Source organism: Rahnella sp. NRRL B-41462 (assembly GCF_003263525.1).
Lineage (GTDB): Bacteria > Pseudomonadota > Gammaproteobacteria > Enterobacterales > Enterobacteriaceae > Rahnella > Rahnella aceris.
The window spans coordinates 1-24,255 of sequence record NZ_JYDF01000044.1 but is presented as its reverse complement, the minus strand read 5'-3'; the positions used below and the strand labels follow the sequence as shown (position 1 = coordinate 24,255).

18 protein-coding genes and 3 pseudogenes are annotated in these 24,255 nt (G+C 53.3%); 11 read left to right on the top strand and 10 right to left on the bottom strand.

Annotated elements, in window-relative coordinates; translation table 11 throughout:
* Positions 1–27 precede the first annotated feature (27 nt).
* Positions 28–814: pseudogene (locus tag UC14_RS11595) on the top strand (SDR family oxidoreductase).
* 349 nt (positions 815–1,163) lie between these two features.
* Positions 1,164–2,090, top strand: coding sequence for a nitrogen assimilation transcriptional regulator NAC (gene nac, locus UC14_RS11590; RefSeq protein ID WP_013574993.1), 927 nt, complete (start codon positions 1,164–1,166; stop codon positions 2,088–2,090).
* A gap of 83 nt (positions 2,091–2,173) precedes the next feature.
* Here the strand turns inward: nac and UC14_RS11585 are convergent, their stop codons facing one another.
* The 3 genes from UC14_RS11585 to UC14_RS11575 all read right to left on the bottom strand — a co-directional run bounded on the left by UC14_RS11585 (position 2,174) and on the right by UC14_RS11575 (position 5,120).
* Positions 2,174–2,509 (bottom strand): phage holin family protein, encoded by a 336-nt coding sequence (locus UC14_RS11585; RefSeq protein WP_112197725.1) that lies wholly within the window; start codon positions 2,507–2,509, stop codon positions 2,174–2,176.
* Between the two features lie 246 nt (positions 2,510–2,755).
* Complete coding sequence (locus UC14_RS11580) at positions 2,756–3,061, bottom strand: YbdD/YjiX family protein (RefSeq protein ID WP_013574995.1); 306 nt, start codon at positions 3,059–3,061, stop codon at positions 2,756–2,758.
* Positions 3,054–5,120: a carbon starvation CstA family protein gene (locus UC14_RS11575; protein WP_013574996.1), complete on the bottom strand. Its 2,067-nt coding sequence runs from the start codon at positions 5,118–5,120 to the stop codon at positions 3,054–3,056. Before UC14_RS11575 ends, UC14_RS11580 begins: the two co-directional genes overlap by 8 nt.
* Positions 5,121–5,497: 377 nt before the next feature.
* Here UC14_RS11575 and UC14_RS11570 point away from each other — a divergent pair, with 377 nt between their 5' ends.
* Together UC14_RS11570 and UC14_RS11565 are read left to right on the top strand one after the other, a co-directional pair.
* Positions 5,498–7,270: a zinc-dependent metalloprotease family protein gene (locus UC14_RS11570; protein WP_112197724.1), complete on the top strand. Its 1,773-nt coding sequence runs from the start codon at positions 5,498–5,500 to the stop codon at positions 7,268–7,270.
* 15 nt (positions 7,271–7,285) lie between these two features.
* Complete coding sequence (locus UC14_RS11565; protein ID WP_112197723.1) at positions 7,286–7,828, top strand: hypothetical protein; 543 nt, start codon at positions 7,286–7,288, stop codon at positions 7,826–7,828.
* Positions 7,829–7,904: 76 nt separating this feature from the next.
* Here UC14_RS11565 and spy read toward each other — a convergent pair whose 3' ends face one another.
* Positions 7,905–8,414 (bottom strand): ATP-independent periplasmic protein-refolding chaperone Spy, encoded by a 510-nt coding sequence (gene spy, locus UC14_RS11560; RefSeq protein ID WP_037035864.1) that lies wholly within the window; start codon positions 8,412–8,414, stop codon positions 7,905–7,907.
* Positions 8,415–8,781: 367 nt separating this feature from the next.
* On the opposite strand from spy, the gene UC14_RS11555 reads away from it, so the two are divergent.
* Positions 8,782–10,215 (top strand): PLP-dependent aminotransferase family protein, encoded by a 1,434-nt coding sequence (locus tag UC14_RS11555; RefSeq protein ID WP_015689659.1) that lies wholly within the window; start codon positions 8,782–8,784, stop codon positions 10,213–10,215.
* A 9-nt stretch (positions 10,216–10,224) separates the two neighbouring features.
* Here UC14_RS11555 and UC14_RS11550 read toward each other — a convergent pair whose 3' ends face one another.
* The 6 genes and pseudogenes from UC14_RS11550 to UC14_RS11525 all read right to left on the bottom strand — a co-directional run bounded on the left by UC14_RS11550 (position 10,225) and on the right by UC14_RS11525 (position 17,241).
* Positions 10,225–10,833: an SIS domain-containing protein gene (locus tag UC14_RS11550; RefSeq protein ID WP_013574999.1), complete on the bottom strand. Its 609-nt coding sequence runs from the start codon at positions 10,831–10,833 to the stop codon at positions 10,225–10,227.
* Positions 10,830–12,469: pseudogene (locus tag UC14_RS11545) on the bottom strand (FGGY-family carbohydrate kinase). The gene UC14_RS11550 and the pseudogene UC14_RS11545 overlap by 4 nt, the downstream one beginning before the upstream one ends.
* A gap of 29 nt (positions 12,470–12,498) precedes the next feature.
* Complete coding sequence (locus tag UC14_RS11540; RefSeq protein WP_013575001.1) at positions 12,499–13,452, bottom strand: ABC transporter permease; 954 nt, start codon at positions 13,450–13,452, stop codon at positions 12,499–12,501.
* Position 13,453: 1 nt separating this feature from the next.
* A complete protein-coding gene (locus UC14_RS11535) occupies positions 13,454–14,443 on the bottom strand; it encodes an ABC transporter permease (RefSeq protein WP_112197721.1) in 990 nt (329 codons plus the stop codon).
* Complete coding sequence (locus tag UC14_RS11530) at positions 14,436–15,974, bottom strand: sugar ABC transporter ATP-binding protein (protein ID WP_051931094.1); 1,539 nt, start codon at positions 15,972–15,974, stop codon at positions 14,436–14,438. Before UC14_RS11530 ends, UC14_RS11535 begins: the two co-directional genes overlap by 8 nt.
* A 280-nt stretch (positions 15,975–16,254) precedes the next feature.
* Positions 16,255–17,241, bottom strand: a complete 987-nt coding sequence (locus UC14_RS11525) for an autoinducer 2 ABC transporter substrate-binding protein (RefSeq protein ID WP_013575004.1) — start codon at positions 17,239–17,241, stop codon at positions 16,255–16,257.
* 358 nt (positions 17,242–17,599) lie between these two features.
* Between UC14_RS11525 and UC14_RS26710 the strand changes: the two genes are divergently transcribed.
* The 6 genes and pseudogenes from UC14_RS26710 to astE all read left to right on the top strand — a co-directional run bounded on the left by UC14_RS26710 (position 17,600) and on the right by astE (position 24,211).
* Entirely contained in the window at positions 17,600–17,797 is a 198-nt protein-coding gene (locus UC14_RS26710) for a hypothetical protein (RefSeq protein ID WP_126124174.1), read from the top strand.
* A gap of 260 nt (positions 17,798–18,057) precedes the next feature.
* Positions 18,058–19,278, top strand: a complete 1,221-nt coding sequence (locus UC14_RS11520) for an aspartate aminotransferase family protein (RefSeq protein WP_015689662.1) — start codon at positions 18,058–18,060, stop codon at positions 19,276–19,278.
* A gap of 28 nt (positions 19,279–19,306) precedes the next feature.
* Entirely contained in the window at positions 19,307–20,380 is a 1,074-nt protein-coding gene (gene astA, locus UC14_RS11515) for an arginine N-succinyltransferase (RefSeq protein ID WP_013575006.1), read from the top strand.
* Positions 20,377–21,856, top strand: a pseudogene (gene astD, locus UC14_RS11510) (succinylglutamate-semialdehyde dehydrogenase). Before astA ends, astD begins: the two are co-directional and overlap by 4 nt.
* Positions 21,857–21,866: 10 nt before the next feature.
* Positions 21,867–23,210 carry an N-succinylarginine dihydrolase gene (gene astB, locus UC14_RS11505; RefSeq protein WP_013575008.1) on the top strand — a complete coding sequence of 448 codons (1,344 nt, stop codon included), beginning with the start codon at positions 21,867–21,869 and terminating at the stop codon, positions 23,208–23,210.
* A gap of 20 nt (positions 23,211–23,230) precedes the next feature.
* Positions 23,231–24,211 carry a succinylglutamate desuccinylase gene (astE, locus tag UC14_RS11500; protein WP_112197720.1) on the top strand — a complete coding sequence of 327 codons (981 nt, stop codon included), beginning with the start codon at positions 23,231–23,233 and terminating at the stop codon, positions 24,209–24,211.
* Positions 24,212–24,255 lie beyond the last annotated feature (44 nt).

Sequence of the window (24,255 nt, the reverse complement as noted above, 5' to 3'; positions counted from 1 at the left end):
GTCTTACATAAACCAGAGGAAAAAGTGATGGATTTTGGTATTCAGGGCCGCGTGGCGCTGGTCAGTGGCGCAGGCGGCGGTTTAGGCCGTGCGATGGCCACTGCTCTGGCAGGCGAAGGCGTTCAGGTGGCGGTTTGCGGGCGAACGCTCAGTGCGTTGCAGGAAACTGTCAGCCTGATTGAAAAACAGGGCGGTACCGCGCAGGCGTGGGTGCTGGATCTGACAGCACCGGAAAGCTTTGATGATGTGCTGATGCAAATCCGCCGCACATTCGGACCGGTGGGTATTCTGATAAACAACTCAGGCGGGCCACCGCCGACGAAGGCGGCTGGCGTCGCGCCGGATGCGTGGCAATCTCAGTTCTCCACGATGGTGAGTTCGCTTATTCAACTGACCGATAAAGTGCTGCCGGATATGCACAATGCGGGCTGGGGGCGGATTATTACCAGCACGTCGTCGGGCGTGATCGCGCCAATTGCCAACCTCGGCATGTCGAATACTTTACGCATGGCGCTGGCCGGCTGGTCGAAAACGCTGGCCTCCGAAGTGGCGGGTGACGGCATCACGGTTAACGTGATGGTGCCGGGGCGTATTTCCACGCAGCGTCTGGGTCAGCTCGATGCCGCACGCGCCGGGCGGGAAGGGACATCGGTCGAAGAGGTAGCGGCAAAAAAGTGCCGCCAGCATTCCGGCAAAACGCTACGGTAAACCGGAAGAGTATGGCGCTGTGGCGGCGTTTCTTGCCAGCCAGCAGGCGTCATATGTAACCGGTTCGGTGATCCGCGTCGATGGCGGCATGATCCCGTCAATATAAACGCGACGTCAGGACGTGATGCTGCGAATCTGTTTCGTGGCATCGCTGTTATTAACCCTGCTAATTTATAAGGGTGACCTATAAGAATGCATGATATTGGTGCATCCTTCTTTATCAGCGCAGTGAATTCCCTCTGAGATTCCCCGCGCCCTCCGTTTTCCACACGTCACGCGTAATAGTTTTCTCTTATATTTTGCGGTATTAGCCTCTGAAGCAGGCGTTTTTAATCTGCATGCCGGAGATTGGCGTAAATCTTGCTTTTATCAGTCACGCTAATCGTTTGCGTAGATAACTTACCTTCATAACAACAGTCCAGGGTTATCCCTTTTCGCGCAAAATGGAGACAGAGATGAATCTCAGACGTCTGAAATACTTTGTGAAAATCGTCGATATTGGCAGCCTGACACAGGCCGCTGATGTTCTGCATATCGCCCAACCGGCATTAAGCCAGCAACTGGCGACACTGGAAGGGGAATTGCAGCAACAATTGCTGATTCGCACCAAGCGCGGCGTCACTCCTACCGAAGCAGGTAATATTCTTTATTCCCACGCCCAGGCCATTTTGCGCCAGTGCGACCAAATCCACAGTGCCGTGAATAACGCCGGACAATCGCTTAGCGGACAGGTTTCTGTCGGCCTTGCGCCGGGCACTGCCGCCTCCGGGCTGGCGTTGCCGTTGCTACAGGCTGTCCGCAAGCAGCACCCGGGCATTCTGCTGTATCTCAACGAGAATTTCGGCACTGCGCTGGGCGATTTAGTGCTCAACGGGCGCATGGATATGGCGGTCTTTTATGGCACCAGCGTGGCCTCAGGGTTGAGCAGTCAGCCGCTGATGAAAGAAGATTTGTATCTGGTCGGCGCGCATTCTGTGCCGAATCCGGGTAAATATGTCGAACTGGCTGAGGTGGCAAAACTAAACCTGTTCATGCCGCGTTCCCACAATGTCACCCGCCGTCTGGTGGATGATGCGATGGCGTTGCGCCGTTTAAGTGCCAATATCATTGGTGAAATTGAATCTTCCGCCACGCTGACTGCCGCCGTTGCCAGCGGTCTGGGGGCGACTATTTTGCCTGAATCCGCTGCCCGCACCATGACGGGTCCGGCTAAAGCCTGGATGTCATGCATCAGCAGTCCGGCGATTCAGGTTCCGCTTTCGCTGTGTGTTTGTGAAACGCTGGCGTTATCGCAGGAAGCCATGGCGGTGAAGAAGATCCTGCTGTCTCTGGTTTTCGAACAGACGGCTCCGGTGGCAGAGCCGATGTTAGTGGCGAGTTAAGCGGGGCGTTAACATTCAGCTAACCAGAGCAAGGCAAAAAAATCCCCGGCGCATAGATTTTGCCGGGGAAGAGGTGAATGCGCTTATTTAGACGCCGGACTGTAGTTGTCAACAAAGCCAGCGATTCTCTTACCGATAAGGGTGAGAAGTGGCCCGGCAAATACCCCGCCCAAACCGGCAATGACCAGTAACCGGTCATCGTTGGCGTTGCGTGACAGAACGAAAATACTCAACAGCATTCCGCTGAAGCAGGAAACAACAATCTGCAACATGCATGCCCTGATTTCATCCAGGATGGGTTTCTGCTGCCTGAGCATGATATAGCGAACAATCCCGCCCCACGCCGCCATTCCAATGACGCAAAGTACAATACGGTGATCCATCAGGAGGATGTCCCGGATATGTGTTGCCTCGATCATAGTGATGCCCTCAGAAGTAAAAATGAATTCTCAATAAAACTAATGCGGCTAAATTATCACCAGATACGAGGGGGCTAAAATCACAAGACAACACATTTCACTGTGAGGTTTTCAGGCTGACATCACCGGGCAATTAAAAAATATAAAAGGCTTTGCATTTCAGGTGGTGTGACGACACCTTCCCCTGTGTGAAGAGGAAGGTGTAAAACACGACATCGTGACTGAGCCGGAGGGGTCACTCTGATGTCAGCACGGACATTTCCCCATTTTCCCGCCTTCGCTCGGGAACCGGGCTTCAAGGCATCGCCGGTGGAATTCGCGTTCCGTCATCGGCGTCATTTCCGGGTGTCTGACCTTCATGTGCCGGACATAATTCTGATAATCCTGCACGCCGACCATCAGGCGAAAACTCTGAGCAGTGCGTTTTATCGCCAGTTTCAGCCAGCCGGTCACATTGTGTGGTTTGGGCTGCACGGTGAACAACGGCTGACAGCGGATGACGTGTAACGCCGCAGGGCGCGCGGTTTTAAATAATGCTCTTGAATCAGACATGGCGGGCCTCGCGACGTTGTACAACAGCCGTTTCATGCACTGTCGGTGTGCTCGATTGCAGCGCGCGACGGATAACGAAGAACGCTGAAATCAGCATGGTGACCGCCACCAGCATAAAGAATCCACACAGGATGGCGTTGATCTGATTGTTCAGCACGATGGTTTGCATGTCCGCCAGCGTTTTGGCCGGTTTAATGATTTCGCCGCTGTCGATCCCGGCAGAGAATTTCTTCGCCTGCGCCAGGAATCCAATCGACGGTTTTTCGTGGAAAATCTTCTGCCAGCCCGCAGTCATCGAGGTGATAAACAGCCAGATAGTCGGCAAAATCGTGACCCAGGCGTAGCGCTGTTTCTTCATTTTGAACAGCACCACGGTGCCCAGAATCAACGCCATCGAGGCCAGCATCTGATTACCAATACCAAACAGTGGCCACAGAGTATTTATGCCGCCCAGCGGATCGACGACACCCTGATAAACGAAGAAGCCCCAGCCCGCAACCGCGACGGTGGTACCGGCGAAGGTGCCGATCCACGAACGGTTATTCGCCAGCGAAGGGACGGCGACACCCACCAGATCCTGCACCATAAAGCGGCAGGCGCGGGTACCGGCATCCACTGCGGTCAGAATAAATAAGGCTTCGAACAGGATCGCGAAGTGATACCAGAAGGCCATCATCGCGCGGCTGTTAAACACATCGGTGATGATGTGTGCCATCCCGACAGCGAAGGTCGGTGCGCCACCGGCACGGGAAAGGATTGACTGCTCGCCGACATCTTTGGCTATTTGCGTAAGAATGTCTGGCGTGATGACAAAGCCCCAGCCGTTAATCACCTGTGAAGCGCTCTCTGCCGTGGTGCCGATCAGCGCCGCCGGAGAGTTCATCGCAAAATACACCCCCGGGTCGATAACCGACGCACAAATCAGCGCCATGATTGCCACGAACGACTCCATCAGCATCGCGCCGTAGCCGATAAAGCGGATATGGCTTTCGCGCTCAATCAGCTTCGGCGTTGTGCCGCTCGAGACCAGCGCATGGAAACCGGAAATCGACCCGCAGGCGATAGTGATAAACAGGAACGGGAACAGGCTGCCGGAGAATACCGGGCCGCTGCCGTCAATAAAGCGCGAAACCGCTGGCATTTTCATCTCTGGCATAGCAAAGACGATACCGACCGCCAGCCCGACAATGACGCCTATTTTCAGGAACGTTGAGAGATAATCGCGCGGTGCCAGCAGCAGCCAGACCGGCAATACTGAGGCAATAAACCCATAGATCACCAGCACCCAGGTCAGCGTGGTGCCGTGCAGGGTAAAGAACGGTCCCCAGTAAGGATCCGCCGCGACGTTGCCGCCGTAAACGATGGCGAGCATCATCAGCACGAAGCCAATCACCGACACTTCTGCAATTTTCCCCGGACGCAGAAAACGCATATAGATGCCCATAAACAGGGCAATGGGAATGGTCGCGGCAATGGTGAACAGACCCCACGGGCTATCGGCCAGCGCTTTGACGACCACTAACGCCAGCGCGGAAAGAATGATAATCATCACGCCCAGCGCGCCGAGCATGGTGATCACGCCCGCGAAACTGCCCAGTTCCTGCTTTGCCATTTCGCCCAGTGAACGGCCGTCACGACGGGTGGAGATGAACAGGATCAGGAAGTCTTGCACCGCACCGGCGAGCATCACGCCGACCAGGATCCAGATCGTGCCCGGCAGGAAACCCATTTGCGCAGCCAGTATCGGGCCGACCAGCGGACCCGCGCCTGCGATGGCGGCAAAGTGGTGGCCGAACAAAACCCATTTATTGGTCGGCACATAATCCAGCCCGTCGTTACGACGCTCGGCAGGTGTCATGCGTTTGTCATCGAGTTCGAAGACTTTTTCTGCGATAAACAGGCTGTAGAAACGGTAGGCAATGCTGTAACAGGCAACGGCAGCGACCACCAGCCACAGGGCGTTAACATGTTCGCCCCGGCTCAGGGCCAGCATTCCAAAGGCAAAAGCCCCGATTAACGCCACCACCAGCCAGGTTATCCCGGACTTGACGCTTTTCATGATGTACAACTCCTTATGAGTGAGCGCTTTTTCATGACAGCGCTGTTTTAAATGGACGTAGGGTGTGGTCACAGAGTGTAATTTTGCTGAATTATTGTTTAAAAATCGCAACCTATAAATGTTTTGCGTTAAGTAAATGTAAATAGTGTGATGTAAGGTGCATTAATTACACAATTTAGTGAGATCGCTAAGCTATCCATTTATGCGTAAAAACTTTCGTTGAACATTATTTTTTTATGTTTGAATTTTTTATTTATTTTATCGTGACGTTTTAAGTTTACTTAATTATATATTCAGGGGCGTACTGGTTATTTATGTTATTTCATTGCTTTGCTATTTTGTCTTTCGCATAACAATAAATCATAAAAGGAATCATTATGAATAAAACTGGATTATTAACGGCTTTGCTGATAAGTCCTGTTGCCATATCTACAACGTATGCTGCGGAGATTGCAGTAACCCCGCATGACGTAGGCGGATTAATACCTTCAGGTTATGACAAGGTTGATTATAAATTAGCTGACGGTAACTGGACTTCACCGGTCTCGTTACCTGCGAGTGCGAAGAATAATGCGGTAGTAGAGATTACTTCGAGCGCCACATACACTACCAATATTTTGGCCGGAAATGTCGATATTGCCATTAGCCAGCTGGCAATAAAAAGTGGTGAGAAATACAAGTTTACTTATTCATCCTCAAAAAATAAATGGGTTATTAGCGGTGACAATGTCTCTTATTTAAATCCGGAGGGCCATTCTGAAAGACTTGATGAGAATCATAAAAAAATCACCTTCTTTGATATGTACAATGGTGGATGGTTTAAAAAATTATATTTGCCAAAATCCGGTAAGGACGGAGATATTGTTACGGTTCGCTCGGACGCGACATGGGATTCTTCAATTAGCGGTGAAAACCAGTTATATCCTTCCTCGACAATATTAAAAACGAGCGACACCTATACATTTGTTTATCATGCTAATAAGTCTGCGTGGGTGATTGAACAGGCACCGCTGAGGGTTATAGATATGGGTAAAACTATGCCTGAAGTGCCTTATCCGACTTCGCCCCGGACCCTGCTTGATATCAAAGAGGGAATGTCATTTCATATTACTTTACCTGCCAAAGCAGGAGACAGGGATCAAATCAGAATTAAATCAGATTCCGCTCAGTTGTCAGAGATCAGTAACTCACATATTGACTACGAAGGCTCGCTGAAAATTAAAAAAGGGGATGAGTACAAGTTTACATTTATCAGTGAAAAAGGATTGTGGACCATTATCAAAAGCCCCGTAGACACTTATCAGGCGGGTAAACTCTCCGGAGGGAATCTTCCGACATTGATTCATCCGGTGACGAACGTGGAGTCTGCTGACGCTAATTATGTCGCCAATTTAAAATTACCGATGGATGCGAAACGAGGCGATCGCGTTGTTGTTATCTCCCACGCTCTGTGGGGATTCGATGTCAGTGCTGCCGGTACGCGCCTGGGGCGGGTCAATAATGGTGACACGACAGCATTTAAAATGAATGACCGGGGTATCTGGGAACAAGAAACACGTATTATAAATATGCTTTTACTGTATAGCGATAAGGCGGCTGACCGTTTGGGTGAAGCCGCCATGCGCGCAAGAATGTTTGAAAGTTTCGCTTTAACTAATGAAGCATTAGAAAATTCGGGAGCAAACTTCCGCTTGCGTCAGGCTGATATTGTCAAGATTAAAGCCGCTCCGGGATGGAAGGCGCTGGGTGATCCATTATCTGCACTGCGCAGCGACCCTGAAGTTCAGCAACTGCGTGACAAACTGCATGCTGATGCCATTTATTTTACCGGTACAGAAGAAGGTTGTGGCCTGGCCTGGGTTAGATCATCTGCCTTTAATATGGTCGCAACCGGTTCTGTAAATTGTGGCACCACTGTTATGCGCCATGAATTTGGACATAACATGGGACTCAGTCATGGTGGTGAAGGTTCGAACTATGCTCAGGGCTATACCAAAGTCTCCTCAATTATGGCGGGCAATGCGATTCCTTTCTATGCAACGCCTTACCGTTATACCGAAGATTATGGCATCCCGATGGGAATCGAAAACCAATTTGATGCTGTACGTGCCATAAATGAATTCTCGGCAACTGTTGCTGCATATCGCTAACCGGAGGAAATATAAATGCCTAAATCACCTTTGCTGGTTGCTGCCATCTTATCTGGCTTGCTTGTTTCTGTTTCCCCGGTATCGGCAAGTACTGCCAATACTGATAATCATGAATATACGTCACCGATGCTTATCACAAAAGCACAGGCTGTTGAAATCCACTCTATAAAACAATCTTTTGATTATCTTGGTGAAAAACAGCTCAATGACGGACGGATATTTATTCGTATCGATACAGCGTTGCTTAAAAAATTGAAACCCGGAAATACCTTTTCCATTGCCATAACAGATCAGGGCGAAAGGGTTACCGGAACTATTGAAAAGGAGCAATCTTTTGAAGGGATTCGCCGTTTATCGGGCTATTTCACCCCGGTATCGTTGAACAGAAAGTTTCCCTTAAGTATTACGCTGTCATCAGATGACAGTTATGTGGCTGCTAACTTTTCATTAGAGAACAGCGATTATACGCTCGAAGCGAAAAATGGTCTGGGATGGATGAATAATATGAATAATGAAGAGTTACTGATGCAGACTTCAGAAATAGATATGCCTCACTGATCGTATGTTTTGAGTTCTTGATAATAAAAAAGCCCGATCAAGAGAATTGATCGGGCTTTTTATTAAGACTCAGCGATTATTCAGCGGTTACTGGTTTTTCCTGACCCGGTTTGTGGTCACGCATCTGTTCCATTTTGGCCGCGCGGTTCTGGTAGTTCTCATTGAACTGTTTTTTCTGCTCTGGTGTCAGCAGGTTATACATTTTGTTCTCTGCGCGGGCACGGTCGAGCATACGATCAGACTGTGCTTTGGTAATGGTATCAATCTGCGATTTCACCTTGGCTTCATCGAAGCTGTCGGAAGCCACCAGGTTGTGCATCTGATCCATCTGGGCTTTCATCGCTGCGCGGTCAGGGCGCGCGCCGCTGTCTTTCATGATTTCTTTCATCTGCGTTTTCTGCTGCTCAGTCAGGTTCAGCGCCGCAAACGGGTTCATATGTTGCGGTCCTTTATGATGCAGCATTTTGCCGTGCGTCGCGGTCGTGGCATCAGTGGCCGGTGTGGCTGCGGTTTCAGCAGCAAATGCGAAAGAAGCAGAGCTCAAAGCCAGAGTTGAAGCCACAATCATTGCGGTAAGTTTACGCATAATTAAATTCCTCATTGGAGATTCAGGCAATTCGCCCGTTTTGTTTCGACGAAAACAAGTCTACGCAATCCAATGAATAGTAATGCGGTGTGGATGTAAAAGAGTGAAAGGCGTGGTGTTACTTTTCCAGCGATCATGGAGAAAGTGTTTAGAAAGCGTAAGGTTGCGCGAACAGGTGTGAAGGGAAGCTCAGATAAATCTGAGTAATGCGATGAATTAACACATTACCATGGCGAATGTTTCGCCGCCATACCTCCCGGGTAAACATTGATTGCTGTTGATGAGCAGTTTACTCCGGGGAAAAGCGCAAAATCAGGCATAATAGTTATCATTTGATTAACACTTCCTATAACAGTACTGATGAATTATGACTCAATCCCGTTATGAAACGCTGGCGCGTACGTTGCGCAGACAAATTGATACGCAGGTCTGGTTGCCGGGCGACCGGCTGCCTTCCTTACGTGATACCTGCAAACAGTCTGGCCTGAGTCTGATGACGGTTTTGCAGGCCTATCAGTTGCTGGAAAGTCAGGGGGTGATTGTCGCGCGTCCGCAGTCCGGTTATTACGTGGCAGCGGGTATACAGCGGCCGGTGCGCCCATCTCCCGACGGGTATTTGCATGCTGCAGAGCAGGTGGACGTCAATGACGCCATTTTCGACATTCTCAAAGCCGGGCAAGATCCCGCCGTGGTGCCACTCGGTTCTGCGTTTCCTGATCCGACACTTTTTCCGCAGCCACGTCTGGCGCGTTCCCTGGCCAGCGCGGTGCGCCGGATGTCCCCGCACAGCGCCATTGCGAATCTGCCACCGGGTAATGAAGAACTGCGCCGCAGCATTGCACAGCGCTATGCACAAAATGGTATTGAAGTCGCGCCCGATGAAATCGTCATTACGTCGGGTGCGATGGAGTCGCTCGGGTTAAGTTTGCAGGTGGTGACAGAGCCAGGTGACTGGGTTGCTATCGAATCACCGGCTTTTTACGGCGTATTGCAGGCGATTGAACGGCGCAAATTAAAAGCCATCGCCATTCCGACTGACGTGCGTTACGGCATGGATCCCGATGCGCTGGAACAGGCGCTGAAACTTTATCCGATCAAAGCCTGCTGGCTGATGTCGAGTTTTCAGAACCCGCTCGGATGCAGTTTGCCGCCGGAGAAAAAAGCACGGCTGGTGAGTATTTTGCAGGGACATAAAGTGGCTCTGATCGAGGACGACGTATACAGCGAACTGTATTTTGGCAGCGAACGAACGGTGCCGCTGAAGGCGTCAGATTATCGCAGCGACATTCTGCATTGCTCATCGTTTTCGAAATCCCTCGCGCCGGGCTTTCGCGTGGGCTGGGTGGCGGCGGGGGCTTATGCTGAACGTATTCAGCGCCTGCAACTGATGAGCACGTTATCGGCCAGCGTGCCGGTTCAGCTGGCGTTAGCCGATTATCTGCAAAAGGGGGCGCAGCAGGGAGGTTACGATACCCATCTGCGACGCTTACGGCGCGTACTCGAACAACGGCAGATGGCGATGCGTCATGCGATTCTGGCGGAGTTTCCGGCGCAGGTGTCGGTGACGCAACCTGCAGGCGGCTATTTTCTGTGGCTGGATCTGGGTGACAATGTGGATGCGGCGCGGGTCTATCAGCGCGCGCTGACAAAAGGCGTCAGCGTCGCGCCCGGCACCATGTTTTCTGCCGACAAGCGCTTCAGCCATTGCATCCGTATCAATACCTCTTTCGAATGGGGGCCGCACACCGCGCGCGCCATCTCCATTCTGGCGGCGCTGGTGGCGGAAGAGATTAAAGGTTGAGGATGTTGTTCACAGATCCTGCTCACGCAGCGTCTTGCCCACATTTCCGCCCGGATGCACTTTCAGCAGGCTTTGCTGATCGAAACCGTTACGCAGCATGATATTGCCGCACAATGCATCGAACACCGCCAGCACCAGCACCACAGACGTGGTGGCCAGCATATTGAGCGGGTCGATTTCCCGCCGGATATGCGTTTTCACCACCAGCGTGGCGGCGCGGGCAATCGCCGAATCCAGATTCTCCGTCACACTGATGATTGCCACACCTTTGGCTTTCAGCGTCGGTAACAGGCGCGTCAGCTCTTCAGAATTGCCGCCACGGGAAATCAGGATCATCAGGTCGTTGCTGCGCATAAATCCCAGGTCACCGTGGGCGGCATCGGTGGCGCTCAGATACACCGCCGGTTGCTCGACGCACGCCAGCATGTGGGCTATTTTCCGCGCGGCAATGCCCGACGTGCCGACGCCGGTGACGGCAATTTTGCCCGTACAGCCGGTGACCAGCGTCAGTAACTGCTGCCATATATCAGCATCGAGATGATGCTGTAACGCCAGTAATTCCTGACTGTAGGTCTGCCAGCCCTGACACGCCAGGGTAAATTCTTCATCCGCATTCATTGGGTTTCCCCCTGCATCAGGCGGCGGTATTTCATGCTGTCGTGGTACATCTCATGAAATACGCGGTATTTACGGTCGTAATACTCTTTAATTTTGTTGGTTTGCGGTGTCACGGTTTTGCCGATGCGGCTCATGGCGGCCATCGCTTCTGGCAAAGAGTCGTAGGCGCCCGCCGCGACGGTGCCCATCATGGCACTGCCGAGCAGCATCGCTTCGCTTTCTTCCGGCAATAACATCGCGCAGCCTGTGGCGTTGGAATGTTCCTGCACAAACACCGGATTTTTGGTGCCGCCGCCGCTTGCCATCATGGTATCAATGCGATATCCGCTCTGATTCATGGTCTCGATAATGTGGCGGGTGCCCAGCGCCAGCGCCTGAATGGTGGCCAGATAATGCAGCGCCATGTCTTCCGGCGTACGCGAGAGTTTCAGGCCGGTCAGCGTACCGGTCAGCGTCGGGTTAGCGCGCGGTGAACGGTTGCCGTGGAAATAGGGCAGCATATGAATGTCTTTGGTCAGGAAGGCAATATTCTCCGGTTCACCGGCCATTTTTCGCAAAATGCCGTTGAGCACTTCATAGATGGTTTTGCCGCTGTCTTTGCCCTGTTTCAGTAAATCCTGATAACACGGATGCGACTGAATCACATGGTCAATCAGCGCCCCGGTAGTGGATTGTCCACCTTCGTTCAGCCAGTAATCAGGCAGAATGGCCGAATAGTATGGCCCCCAGATACCGCCGATATAGCGTGCGCTGCGGGACATCGCCATATGTGCCGTGGACGTGCCACCAATCAGCGCAATGCGGTTGTCGAAATCGGCCGATTCACCGGAGGCGCCGCTGGCACCGAGAATACCGAGGCTGCCTGCGTGGGCATCGATAATGGAAACGCTGACGGCGGTACCGGCCATCAGCCCCATTTCTGCAGCGGCACGCTGGGTCAGACCGTGTCCGAGCGGTTCACCCATGGTTTTCACTTCGCTGCCGATTTTCGCCGCGTTGTTTTCCAGTAAATCTTCCAGTCCGATCTGACGGAAATAGCTGGGATCCCAGCGGTCTTCATGGCCGATATACGTCCATTTACAGACGGTAGAACACAGCGAACGGGTGGTGTCCTGCGTGGCGCGCCAGGTCAGAAAATCCGGCAGGTCGAACAGGTGGCCGACGTTGTTCCAGGTGGTGGGCATATGCTGTTTCAGCCACAGCAATTTTGGCGTCTGCATTTCCGGCGAAATAATCCCGCCGACGAATTCCAGCACGCGGTGACCGGTGGCGTTGATGCGCTCGGCCTGAGTAATGGCGCGGTGATCCATCCAGACAATAATGTTTTGCTCGCTGCGCCCGGACGGGCTGACGGTCAGCGGCTTGCCTTCTTTATCCAGCACCACCAGCGAACAGGTGGCGTCGAAACCGATACCTTTCACCTGAATCGGGTTGATGTCCGCCTGATTGACCGCGTCTTTCACGGCATTGCAAACGGACTGCCAGATCTCATCAGAAGATTGCTCAACGAAATCGGCTTTCGGGCGGTACAACGTAATCTCACGGCTGGCCTGGCCGACCATGCGGCCGGTCATGTCGAAGACGCCGCGCGGGCGCTGCCGGTTCCTACGTCTACTCCAATAAAATAACTCGCCATGTTCTTTCCCTTCGGTAAAAAGCTTTCGCTTAAGATTTTCTGTTTTGCAGAGCGATAAACAGGATCAGGACGCCGCCCCACAGAGCCATTGTCAGGTAACTGCTGACGCCCATCAGGTTCAGGCCGCTTTCCAGCATTTGCAGGACGATCAGCGCCAGTACCAGCCCGATGACCCGCCCGAAGCCGCCGTCGGGGTTAATTCCGCCGAGCACGGAGGCCAGAATGGTTACCAGCAAATACGAGTCACCGTAGCCTGCTTTTGCCGAGTTAAATTTGGACATCATCAGCAGTGCCGCGCCCCAGCCGAGCAGGGCGGAAAGCACATACACCGCGATGGTCACTTTGTGCGTATTGACGCCACTGAAGCGCGTGGCCTGTTCGTTGGAACCCATCAGATACAAACTGCGGCCAAGCGTGGTGTGTTCGAGTAAAACCCACAACAACAGCGCCACCAGCAGGAAAAGCAGCAGGGCGACGGGAATGCCCAGCAGACTGCCATTGCTCAGATACTGAATCGCCGCCGGGAAGCCGGAAATCACCGCGCCGTTGGTCAGCAGAATATTCAGCCCGGCGATAAGTGTCATGGTGCCGAGCGTTGCCAGAATCGGTGAGACACCGATATACGCAATCAGCGCGCCGTTAAGTACACCAATGACAACCGCGACAGCCAGACCGGCGAGCATCGCCAGCACGAAATATTGCGGCTGATCCGGATGTGCCACCAGAATGGCCGCCATGACCAGCGAACAGGCATTGGCACCGGCAATGACCGAAAGGTTGATACCGCCGGTGAGCATGGTGATGCCCATCCCCAGCGCCAGCATGCCCAGAATCGGCAACTGCGAAGAGATCGACTGGAAATTACCGACGCTGTAGAAACTGCCGCCCAGCGTGAATGAGAACAACACGGCAACGGCGACGATGATCAGCAACTGCAAACGGATGATGCGGTCGCCGGGGAAGAATCGGTTTAAGGTTGTCATGTCACATCCCCTTTGCCAGTTTGCGTTTTTCATTCCACGCGGTGCTGCTGATGCTGACCAGAATGATCACGCCGCTGAAAACCTGATGCCAGTAAGACGAAATACTCAGCAGTGTCAGACCGTTTTGCAGGAAGGCCAGCAGCATCACACCGAGAATGGTGCCGGTGAGCGAGCCGCGTCCGCCGGTCATGCTGGTGCCGCCTAAGACCACCGCCGCCAGTACCGTCAGCTCATAACCGAGCAGTGAGTTAGGTGCCACCGACTGCGTAATTTGTGCCTGCACCACGGCAGCGATACCCGCCAGCAATCCCATAAAACCGTAGACGTAAAAATGTAGCCGCAGGATGTTCAGACCGAGACGCGACGCGGCGTCACGGTTGCTGCCCATCGCGTAAATCTGACGTCCCACGCGGGTGCGGTTCATCAGCACGCCGGTGGCGATAATCACGCCCAGCAGGCTGAGCAGCGGCAGCGTCAGGCCATAGTCATAGCCATCGGCAGCGGTAAAGGAGAACCAGTTAATGCCGTTCATAAACCAGTCAGGGAAACCGTACAGCCAGGTGCCGTTGGTCAGATACACCAGCAAACCGTAGAACAGGTTCAGCGTGGCAATGGTGATAATAATGGCCGGAACGCGCAGCCAGTAAACCAGAAAACCGTTCACCAGCCCGAGTAACAAACCGGTACCCATCGACATGGCAAACGCCAGCGGAAAGCTGCCGCCATGATGAATGATGTAACTCGCCATCACGTACTGACCGATGGAGGTGACGGCCGGGAAGGAGATGTCGATGCCACCGGCGATCAGCACCACAAACAGGCCACAGGCCAGAATACCGAGAATGGTGTAACTGGTGGCGACATCGGTCAGGTTGCCGAGCGTCATAAATTCACTGGTGCTGACACTCAGGCCAATCACCAGCAGCAGAACCAGTAATCCCAGCCAGAATTCGTGCTGAGAAAACAGTTTCGAGAGAGATTTATTATCCATTGATCGCCTCCGCAATTTGCGCTTCGCTGCTCTGGTGTGGGGCGAATTCCGCCACCAGTTCGCCTTTGCGCATCACCAGCACGCGGTGACTGTTGTAATAAGCTTCCGGGATTTCATCGCAAATCATCAGCACTGCCATGCCGGACTCCGCCAGATCACGTGCGATGCGATAAATCCCTTCTTTGTTGGCGATATCGACGCCCACCGTGGGGGAGTCGAGGATCAGGATATGTGGTTGCGTCGCCACCCATTTGGCGATAGCGATACGCTGCGCATTGCCGCCGGACAGGGTTTTCACTGGCAGGCCGCTGTCCGACACTTTAATGTTCAGATCACGGATCAGGTCTTTGACCACTGACGCTGCTTTGCGGTGATCCATCAGCCCTGCGCGGGTGTGCAATTTGTCGAAAATCGATACCAGCGTGTTGTCGTAAATGGATTGCTCCATGATCAACCCTTGTGTCAGACGGTCTTCCGACACATAAGCAATACCGTGGCGGATGGCGTCGCGGTTGCTGTGGAATTTCACCGCATTGCCGTTAACGCGGATTTCCCCGCTGTCCGGCTGGCTCATGCCAAACAGGCTCAGACACAGCTCGGTTCGCCCTGAACCGAGCAGACCGATAATCGAGGTGATCTCGCCCTGACGCAGCGACAGCGAAATATCCTGATACTGACCTTTGCGGCTCAGGCGGCGGACTTCCAGCAGCGGCGTCACGTCTGCGGGCGCACGGTGCGGCAGATGACTGTAGGTAAAACGCTGTCCGGTCATCAGGAAGGCCAGCTCATTGCTGTCGAGTTCGCTGGCCGGATAGGTGCCGACCAGTTTACCGTCACGCATCACGCTGATACGGTCAGCGACTTCCATCACTTCATCAAGACGGTGGCTGACAAACACCACGCAAATACCGGCGGCTTTCAGCTCATTCACCACCCGCAGCAGACCGTTTACTTCGGTGCGGGTCAGTGAGGCGGTTGGTTCATCCATGATAACCAGACTGGCGTCAGCGGCGATTGCGCGGCATATTGCCACTAACTGACGGTCGGCGATCGACAGCTTTTCGACTTTACGATCCGGGTCCAGAGAGACGCCGACGCGTTGCATCGCCGCGACCGCTTTTTTGCGCATTGCCTCGCGATGTACCCAGAAATCGCCGCCCGGTAAATAACGGTGAATAGCGATATTTTCAGCCACCGATAAATTCGGGAATAAAGATAAATCCTGATAAATAACCTGAATGCCGTAATAAGAAGAAAGTTGTGGCGTCAGGGTATGAAATAATTTCCCGTCGAGGGTAATCGCCGCCCCTTTTTCCGGCTGATAGACCCCGGAAATGACTTTAATAATGGTGCTCTTGCCGCAGCCATTCTGACCCGCGAGGCAATGCACTTCGCCTTTATTCAGCGTCAGGCTGACATTATCCAGCGCTAATACGCCGGGGAATTTTTTACTGATTTTTTCGAGGCTGATAAAGGCCTCAGCAGGGGCAGGGGACGTGCGCGAACTGGACGACGGAGTGAGAGTATTCATCACATTATCCTTACAACATACCCTTCATACTTCGCGCTGTGGATGCGTTGACTGCACTCGCTCACCCGAATCACTTACTTATGTAAGCTCATCGGGATTCACTCATTTGCCGCCTTCCCACAACTCGAATTATTTAGGGTATAAGTTTTCAATGTCTGATTAGAAATTCAGATACGGCACAGCAAACATCGCCGTATCTGTTTCTATTTGCCTGGTGTGGCGCTGGAGATAAATTTATCTCCGGTAAATATCCGGTAAATAAAAGCATTAAAAAGTTAAATCAGAAGCCAAGTGATTTCGCATTCTCTGGTGTGACTTCCAGAATTTTATTAAAGCGGATCACATGCTTATCCATATCCACATCAGCTTTGCCCAGCCCGTCAATGCTCAGATCTTTAGTCACTTCTTTACCCTGCAACATCTGGTCAGCAACGGTGACTAAGGCGTAACCGGCATCTTTCGGATCCCACAACAGCACTTTCTTAATATCGCCACGCATCAGATAGGGCGCGGCCTGAGCTGGCATAGCGATACCGACAACGGCAATTTTATTTTTCGCACGTTTCTGCTGAACGGCCTGACCGGCACCGATCGGGCCGAGCGAACCGAAACCGATAATCCCTTTCAGGTCAGGGTAGGTTTTCATTAAATCGAGCGTCGTGGAGTAAGACTTATCGATGTTTTCTGCGACCGGCAGGCGTGAAGTGACTTCATGCATGTCCGGGTATTTTTCTTTCTGATATTTAATGGCGGCATCAGCCCATGCGTTATGCAATGGCACGGTCAGGGAACCGACATAAATCGCATAACCGCCTTTGCCGCCCATATCTTTCGCCAGCTCGTCCATATTGGCTTCGGCATATTTCTGGCTGTCGATGGTTTCGATATCCCACTGACCAATCTGCTGATCGGGAGATTCATGTGTTAACACCACGATGCCCTGATCACGGGCTTTTTTCAGCACCGGCTCCAGCACTTTGGCGTCGTTCGGTACCACGATAATGGCGTCGACTTTTTTGGCGATCAAATCTTCAATCACTTTGACCTGCTGTGCCGGATCCGGCGTGGATGCGCCTACCTGATAGGCGTTGACATCCAGCTTCTGCGCGGCTTCTTTTACGCCGACTTCCATGCGGGTGAACCAGGGAATACCGGTGACTTTAGCGACGACGGCAATGTCATAGGGTTTGGCGGCGAACGACGGTGTTGTGAATAACATGCATGCTGAAACCACACATGCACTGACTAATGCGAGGTTAAATTTCATGTCTGTACCTTTCTTATGAGGTTCTGTTTTGGTGTAGGGAACGGGTGGTGGTTATTTATTCCACATTCAGAGATTAACTTAAGGGGAAAGCTGTTTTCGCGTGGTCGTGAACGGAATGTGATCAAAGTCCTAAAATGTTAAATTAAGTGGTTTTATATGTAAAAATTAAGTTAATTAAAAATATAAAAACCATCATAGCCTGGGATTTGATAAATGTTACCGATAACAATTAAACAAAAAAATACCTAATATTTAACAATTAAGAAACATGAGAAAGTAATAACGGTCTTTTTCCTGAAAGAAAGACCGCGTGGTTTTTTTTATTTGCACAGACTGTGAGCAGCGTCACGGGACGCGGGTGCGCCAAAATCGTGCGCTGTTGCACCTTTATCTGGCATTGCTCTGCATTGAAGCGCGGGTGATCCGCGCCGGATCACAATCCTGCATAAAACATTCCACCCGAAATCAAAATATTTCCCTGCATACTCATTCTTGTGCCCTCGTTGCTGCAAAAGGGGATTTTTTCTTTTATTCATTTTTTATGCAATTAAAGTGAATAACAGGCGATTTTAAGTGGTTGTTTTTTCTCGATGTCATTTTTTTTATTCACTTTTTTCCTTTGCTGGCATGAAGACTGCAATCTATGATGAGACTGAGTGAAATTATTTGTTAACTTTTAAATAACAAATTAGCAACTGCCATTTCTCGCCAGCGCGATTGCCCGCTAAATGTGCAAAAACATCGGAACCCGGTGCACTTCCTGTCTGTATGGGGGACGGGGGGGTGCACCCTGAAATCAGCGAAAAAGAGGTTTATATGGAACACCAACAGCAACCACAAAACGTCAGCCGCCAGAACTTTGATGACTGGATGGTGCCGGTTTATGCCCCGGCGGCGTTTATTCCTGTGCGTGGCGAAGGATCCTGGCTGTGGGATCAGACGGGTAAAGATTATGTCGATTTCGCAGGCGGGATTGCCGTGAATGCGCTGGGACATGCGCATCCGGAAATTCGTAAAACCCTGCATGAACAGGCGGATAAAGTCTGGCATCTGGGCAACGGTTACACCAACGAACCGGTGCTGCGTCTGGCGAAGCAACTGATCGACGCCACCTTTGCGGACAAAGTGTTTTTCTGTAACTCCGGCGCGGAAGCCAACGAAGCGGCGCTGAAACTGGCCAGGCTGTACGGTAATAAATCCGGCGGCGAAAAGAATGAAATCATCGCCTTCAAAAACGCGTTCCACGGCCGCACGCTGTTTACGGTGACGACCGGCGGTCAGCCGAAATATTCAGAAGATTTTGCGCCTTTACCGCAGGCGATTACCCATCTGCCGTTTAACGATCTGGCCGCCGTTGCCAGCCAGATTTCTTCCCGCACCTGTGCCGTGATTGTCGAGCCGATCCAGGGCGAAGGCGGTGTGGTACCGGCAGAGGCCGGTTTCCTGCAAGGTCTGCGTGAGCTGTGTGACAAACATCAGGCTGTGCTGATTTTCGATGAAGTACAGACCGGCGTCGGGCGTACCGGCGAGCTGTATGCGTATCAGCATTACGGCGTGGTGCCGGACATTCTGACCAGTGCCAAAGCGCTGGGCGGCGGTTTCCCGATTGGCGCGATGCTGACCACTGACCGCTATGCTGCGTTATTCCAGCCGGGCACGCACGGCACCACTTACGGCGGTAACCCGCTGGCGACGGCGGTGGCGGGCAAAGTCTTCGAGCTGATTAACACGCCGGAGGTGTTGTCCGGTGTGCAAAAGCGTCATCAGTGGTTTGCCGATGGTCTGAAACGCATCAATGACCGTTATAAGGTATTCAGCGAAGTGCGCGGGCAGGGGCTGCTGATCGGCGCTGTGATGAGTGAACGGTATAAAGATCAGGCCAAACAGCTGAACACGCTGGCGGCAGAAGAAGGACTGATCGCCCTGATTGCCGGGCCAAATGTACTGCGCTTTGCGCCATCACTGATTATTCCGGGCGCGGATATTGAAGAAGGGCTGAACCGCCTTGAGCGGGCTGTCGCGCGCCTGTGCGTGTGATTCTTTGGGTTAAATGAGGTAGAGCATCATGATGTTGATTCGACCTGTGCGGCCCGGCGATCTCGCCGATATCCTGCAGTTGTCAGGCAAAACCGGCATCGGTTTAACGTCTTTGCCCAAGGATGAAGCGCATTTACGCGGGCGCATTGAGCGCTCAGTGGCGACCTGGGAAGGTCGCCTGGAAAAAGGCGAACAGGGCTATCTGTTCGTGCTCGAAGACACCGAACAGCAAAAAGTTGTCGGCGTCAGCGCTATTGAAGTGGCGGTCGGGCTGAGTGAGCCGTGGTACAACTTTCGCCTCGGCACGCTGGTGCACGCCTCCAAAAGCCTGAATATTTATAAGCCGGTACCGACGCTGTTTCTGAGTAACGATCACACCGGTTATACCGAACTTTGCACGCTGTTCCTCGATCCGGACTGCCGTCACGGCAAAAACGGGCAACTGTTGTCGAAGGTCCGTTTCCTGTTTCTGGCGGCATTTCGTGAGTATTTCTCCCGCAAGGTAATTGCGGAGATGCGCGGCATGTCTGACGACAGCGGCCATTCCCCGTTCTGGGACAGCGTCGGGCGTCATTTTTTTGGTATGGAATTCGCCGAAGCTGACCGTCTGACCGGCATGGGACAGAAATCCTTTATTGCCGAACTGATGCCAAAGCATCCTTTATATACCGAATTGCTCAGCCATGAGGCCCGTGAAGTGATCGGCGAAGTGCATCCGCAAACCGCCCCGGCGCGTGCCGTACTTGAAGGTGAAGGGCTGCGTTACGAAGGTTATGTGGATATCTTCGATGCCGGTCCGACGCTCGAAGGTGAAATCGATCAGTTACGCGCCGTCAAAGAAAGCCGTCTGTTGCCGGTGCGGCTGGCGGAACACCGCAGCGGTCGTGATGAGCCGCTGTACCTGGTGGCCAACGAGCAATATCAGCATTTCCGCGCCCTGCTGGTGCCGGGTGGAGATTCAGCCGATTCACTGACGCTTAATTCCCGCGAGGCTGACATGCTTGGCCTGCGCGAGGGCGATACCCTGCGCGCCGTGGCGCTTTTCCCCGGCGATAAACCGGCTCCTGCAACCCCTATTCTCAAAAAGGAAAGTCTCGCATGATGCAACCTGCACTTTTTATTCAGGGCCAGTGGCGCAGCGGACAAGGCGCGCAACTGAACAAAACCAATCCGGCAGATAATACGTTGTTGTGGTCGGCACTGAGCGCCAATGCGGAAGATGTCGATGCTGCCTGTACAGCCGCCCGCACGGCATTTCCCGCCTGGGCACGTAAAACCGTGGCCGAACGCGCCGAAGTGATTCAACGTTTTGCGGATTTACTGACGGAACATAAAGCACGGCTGGCGGAAATTATCAGTCTGGAAACCAGCAAACCACGCTGGGAGACGCTGACCGAGATTCAGGCGATGATCGGCAAGGTGTCGATTTCACTGGAAGCCAACCAGCAACGCACTGGCGAGAAACACACCGCCATGCCCGACGGTGAAGCCGTGCTGCGCCACCGGCCGCATGGCGTGCTGGCGGTTTTTGGTCCGTATAATTTCCCCGGACATCTGCCGAACGGCCATATCGTTCCGGCCTTGCTGGCGGGCAACACGCTGGTCTTCAAACCGAGCGAACTGACGCCCAAAACTGCCGAGGAAACGGTGAAATTGTGGCAACAGGCCGGGCTGCCGGAAGGTGTGCTGAATCTGGTACAAGGCGGTCGTTCGACCGGTGAGGCGCTGGCAGCGTGCGGCAATATCGACGGTCTGCTATTTACCGGCAGCGCGGGCACCGGCTATCAGTTGCACCGCCAGCTCGCCGGTCAGCCTGAAAAAATTCTGGCGCTGGAAATGGGCGGCAACAACGCGCTGATTGTCGAGCCGGTAGAAGATATTGATGCAGCGGTTAATCTGACTATTCAGTCGGCGTTTATTTCTGCCGGACAGCGTTGTACCTGTGCACGCCGTCTGCTGGTGAAAGAGGGCGCGGCAGGTGATGCATTTATCGCGCGTTTGCTCGATGTCACCATGCAACTGCGCGTGGGCGGCTGGAATGATGATCCGCAGCCGTTTATGGGCGGTGTGATTTCTGACGTGGCGGCACGCAATATGCTCAAAGCACAGGACGAACTGCTGGCGCTGGGCGGTAAACCTCTGCTGTTGCTGACGCGCCCGGATCCGCTCAATACCCTGCTGACACCGGGGGATTATCGATCTGACCGGTGTGGCGGGCATTCCTGATGAAGAATACTTCGGCCCGTTGCTGAGCATTTACCGTTACAGCGATTTCGATAATGCCGTCGCCCTCGCCAATCAGACCCGTTTCGGGCTGGCCACCGGGCTTATCTCTGCTGAGCGCTCTCAGTTTGAGCAGCTATTATTGGAAGCAAGGGCGGGCATTGTGAACTGGAACAAACCGCTGACTGGCGCATCGAGCAACGCGCCTTTTGGTGGCATCGGTGCTTCAGGCAATCACCGCCCAAGTGCTTATTATGCGGCGGATTATTGTGTCTGGCCGATGGCCTCGCTGGAAACAGACAAGCTGGAACTCCCTGCGACGCTGTCGCCTGGTATTGATTTCCGTACAACCTGAGGAGACAGCAATGTCTGGATGTGAAGCAAATTTTGACGGCTTAGTCGGGCCGACGCACCATTACGCGGGGCTGTCGTTTGGCAATGAAGCTTCGACTAAAAACCAGAATGCGGTGGCGAACCCGCGTCTGGCGGCAAAACAGGGCTTGCTGAAAATGAAATCGCTGGCCGATCTCGGTTTTGCACAGGGGATTTTGCCGCCGCATGAACGTCCGCATCTGAGCACATTGCGCAAAATGGGTTTTGGTGGCAGCGATCGCGAAGTGCTGACTAAAGCGCAGGCTTATTCGCCGCGTTTGCTGTCGTCACTGAGTTCGGCGTCTTCCATGTGGGTGGCGAATGCGGCCACGGTGTCGCCTTCGGCAGACAGCGCAGACGGGCGTGTGCATTTCACGGTTGCCAACCTGAATAATAAATTTCACCGGGCCATTGAGGCAGAAACCACATCTGCCATTTTACGCGCGACCTTCCATGCCGATAAATATTTTGCCCATCACGATGCGCTGCCGCAGGTGGCGGCGCTGGGAGATGAGGGCGCGGCGAATCATAACCGGTTATGCGGTGAGTACGATAAACCCGGCGTACAGGTGTTTGTTTACGGACGCGACGGGCTGGCGACCGGCGACAACGAACCGGTGCGTTATCCGGCACGTCAGACCCGTTTAGCCAGTGATGCCGTAGCGCGTTTGCATCAGCTTGATGAAAAGCGCACGGTGTTTATTCAGCAAAATCCGCAAGCCATCGACAGCGGCGTTTTTCATAACGACGTCATTTCTGTCAGCAACGGCAACGTGCTTTTCCATCACGAGCAGGCGTTTGTGAATTCAGGCAAAGCGCTGGAGGAAATTCGTCGCAAAATGGCGGCGCTTGAGCTGGATTTCCACCCGATTGAAGTGCCGCAGTCAAAAGTGTCTCTCGACGATGCGGTCGCGACGTATCTGTTTAACAGCCAGCTCCTGACCAAATCCGACGGCAAAATGATGCTGGTGGTGCCGGAAGAGTCCCGCCAGCACACCGGCGTCTGGACGTATCTTTCAGCACTGAAAGACAGCGGTGGCCCGGTTGATCAGATTGAAGTGTTTGATCTGCGTGAAAGCATGCGCAACGGCGGTGGCCCGGCGTGTTTGCGCCTGCGTGTCGCGCTCAACCGCAACGAACTTAATGCAATCAATGTGGCTTCGCTGATGAGTGACAGTCAGTTCACGCGGCTCAATACCTGGGTGGACACGCATTATCGTGACCGGATGCAGGCCAAAGATCTGGCCGATCCACAGCTTCTGACCGAAGTGCGTACTGCGCTCGACGAACTGACCAATATTCTCGGGCTGGGTGCGATTTATCCGTTCCAGCGCTGAGCCATCACAGGAGTGAATGTATGTTTGATTTACTGGCGACGACGCTTGCCGGTGATGCGGTGAAAGAACCTGCCGGACAAACCGAAACGCTGGACTGGCAATGGCGTGGTGAAGGCATTCTCGAGCTTTCACCGCGGCAGCCCTGCGAGGCGGCGGTGGTGATTTCCGCCGGTATTCACGGTAATGAAACTGCGCCGGTTGAACTGCTCAATCAACTGGTCAGCGAGTTGCTGTCAGGCGAAAGGCTGTTGCGGGTCCGGCTGCTGGTGTTACTGGGCAATCCGCCGTCAATGCGTGTCAATAAGCGGTTTGTGGAGGCTGACATGAACCGCATGTTCGGCGGGCGTCATGCGCGTTATACACCGAATGATGAAACCCGCCGGGCGCAGGAACTCGAACAGGTGATGGCGTTGTTTTACCGCAGTGCCACGGCGGCGGGAACCACGCAGCGATTCCACTATGATTTGCACACGGCGATCCGCGGATCAAAACACGTGCGCTTCGGGCTGCTGCCTTTACAAAGTCGTCCGAAAAGCGAAGCGATGCTCGCCTGGCTCGACGCCGCCGGGCTGGATGCGCTGGTGCATCACCGTTCGCCGGGCGGTACTTTTACGCATTTCAGCAGCGATGTTTTTCAGGCCGACAGTTGCACGCTGGAACTGGGCAAAGCGCTGCCGTTCGGCAGTAACGATCACGCGCAGTTCACCGGTATCCGCCGCGCGCTGCAAACGCTGGTGAGTGGCGAACCGATGCCTGCCCGTGACGCCGCCGCGCCGCTGGTGCATTACCGTGTGGTGCAGGATGTGATCCGGTCACAGGAAGATTTCGAGTTATTTGTCCCGGCAGATGCCCTGAATTTTACGGCGTTCAGGCAGGGTTTTGTCATTGCTAAAGAAAGCGGTAAAACCTACAAGGTTGAAGCAGAGGAAGAAGTCGTGTTATTCCCGAATCCGAATGTGGCGCTGGGGTTAAGGGCAGGGCTGATGCTGATGAAAATCTGATGAGTAAAAGCACCGCAGTAGCTGCAAAACCCCCTCCCAACCTC

Excerpts from the sequence above, each read along its gene's own strand:
- UC14_RS11540 (WP_013575001.1), bottom strand. The coding sequence starts at position 13,452 with ATGACAACCTTAAACCGATTCTTCCCCGGCGACCGCATCATCCGTTTG.
- nac (WP_013574993.1), top strand. The coding sequence starts at position 1,164 with ATGAATCTCAGACGTCTGAAATACTTTGTGAAAATCGTCGATATTGGC.
- UC14_RS11585 (WP_112197725.1), bottom strand. The coding sequence starts at position 2,509 with ATGATCGAGGCAACACATATCCGGGACATCCTCCTGATGGATCACCGT.
- UC14_RS11520 (WP_015689662.1), top strand. The coding sequence starts at position 18,058 with ATGGAACACCAACAGCAACCACAAAACGTCAGCCGCCAGAACTTTGAT.
- UC14_RS11565 (WP_112197723.1), top strand. The coding sequence starts at position 7,286 with ATGCCTAAATCACCTTTGCTGGTTGCTGCCATCTTATCTGGCTTGCTT.
- UC14_RS11570 (WP_112197724.1), top strand. The coding sequence starts at position 5,498 with ATGAATAAAACTGGATTATTAACGGCTTTGCTGATAAGTCCTGTTGCC.
- UC14_RS11555 (WP_015689659.1), top strand. The coding sequence starts at position 8,782 with ATGACTCAATCCCGTTATGAAACGCTGGCGCGTACGTTGCGCAGACAA.
- UC14_RS11525 (WP_013575004.1), bottom strand. The coding sequence starts at position 17,241 with ATGAAATTTAACCTCGCATTAGTCAGTGCATGTGTGGTTTCAGCATGC.
- UC14_RS11550 (WP_013574999.1), bottom strand. The coding sequence starts at position 10,833 with ATGAATGCGGATGAAGAATTTACCCTGGCGTGTCAGGGCTGGCAGACC.
- astE (WP_112197720.1), top strand. The coding sequence starts at position 23,231 with ATGTTTGATTTACTGGCGACGACGCTTGCCGGTGATGCGGTGAAAGAA.
- astA (WP_013575006.1), top strand. The coding sequence starts at position 19,307 with ATGATGTTGATTCGACCTGTGCGGCCCGGCGATCTCGCCGATATCCTG.
- UC14_RS11535 (WP_112197721.1), bottom strand. The coding sequence starts at position 14,443 with ATGGATAATAAATCTCTCTCGAAACTGTTTTCTCAGCACGAATTCTGG.
- astB (WP_013575008.1), top strand. The coding sequence starts at position 21,867 with ATGTCTGGATGTGAAGCAAATTTTGACGGCTTAGTCGGGCCGACGCAC.
- spy (WP_037035864.1), bottom strand. The coding sequence starts at position 8,414 with ATGCGTAAACTTACCGCAATGATTGTGGCTTCAACTCTGGCTTTGAGC.
- UC14_RS11530 (WP_051931094.1), bottom strand. The coding sequence starts at position 15,974 with ATGAATACTCTCACTCCGTCGTCCAGTTCGCGCACGTCCCCTGCCCCT.
- UC14_RS11580 (WP_013574995.1), bottom strand. The coding sequence starts at position 3,061 with ATGTCTGATTCAAGAGCATTATTTAAAACCGCGCGCCCTGCGGCGTTA.
- UC14_RS11575 (WP_013574996.1), bottom strand. The coding sequence starts at position 5,120 with ATGAAAAGCGTCAAGTCCGGGATAACCTGGCTGGTGGTGGCGTTAATC.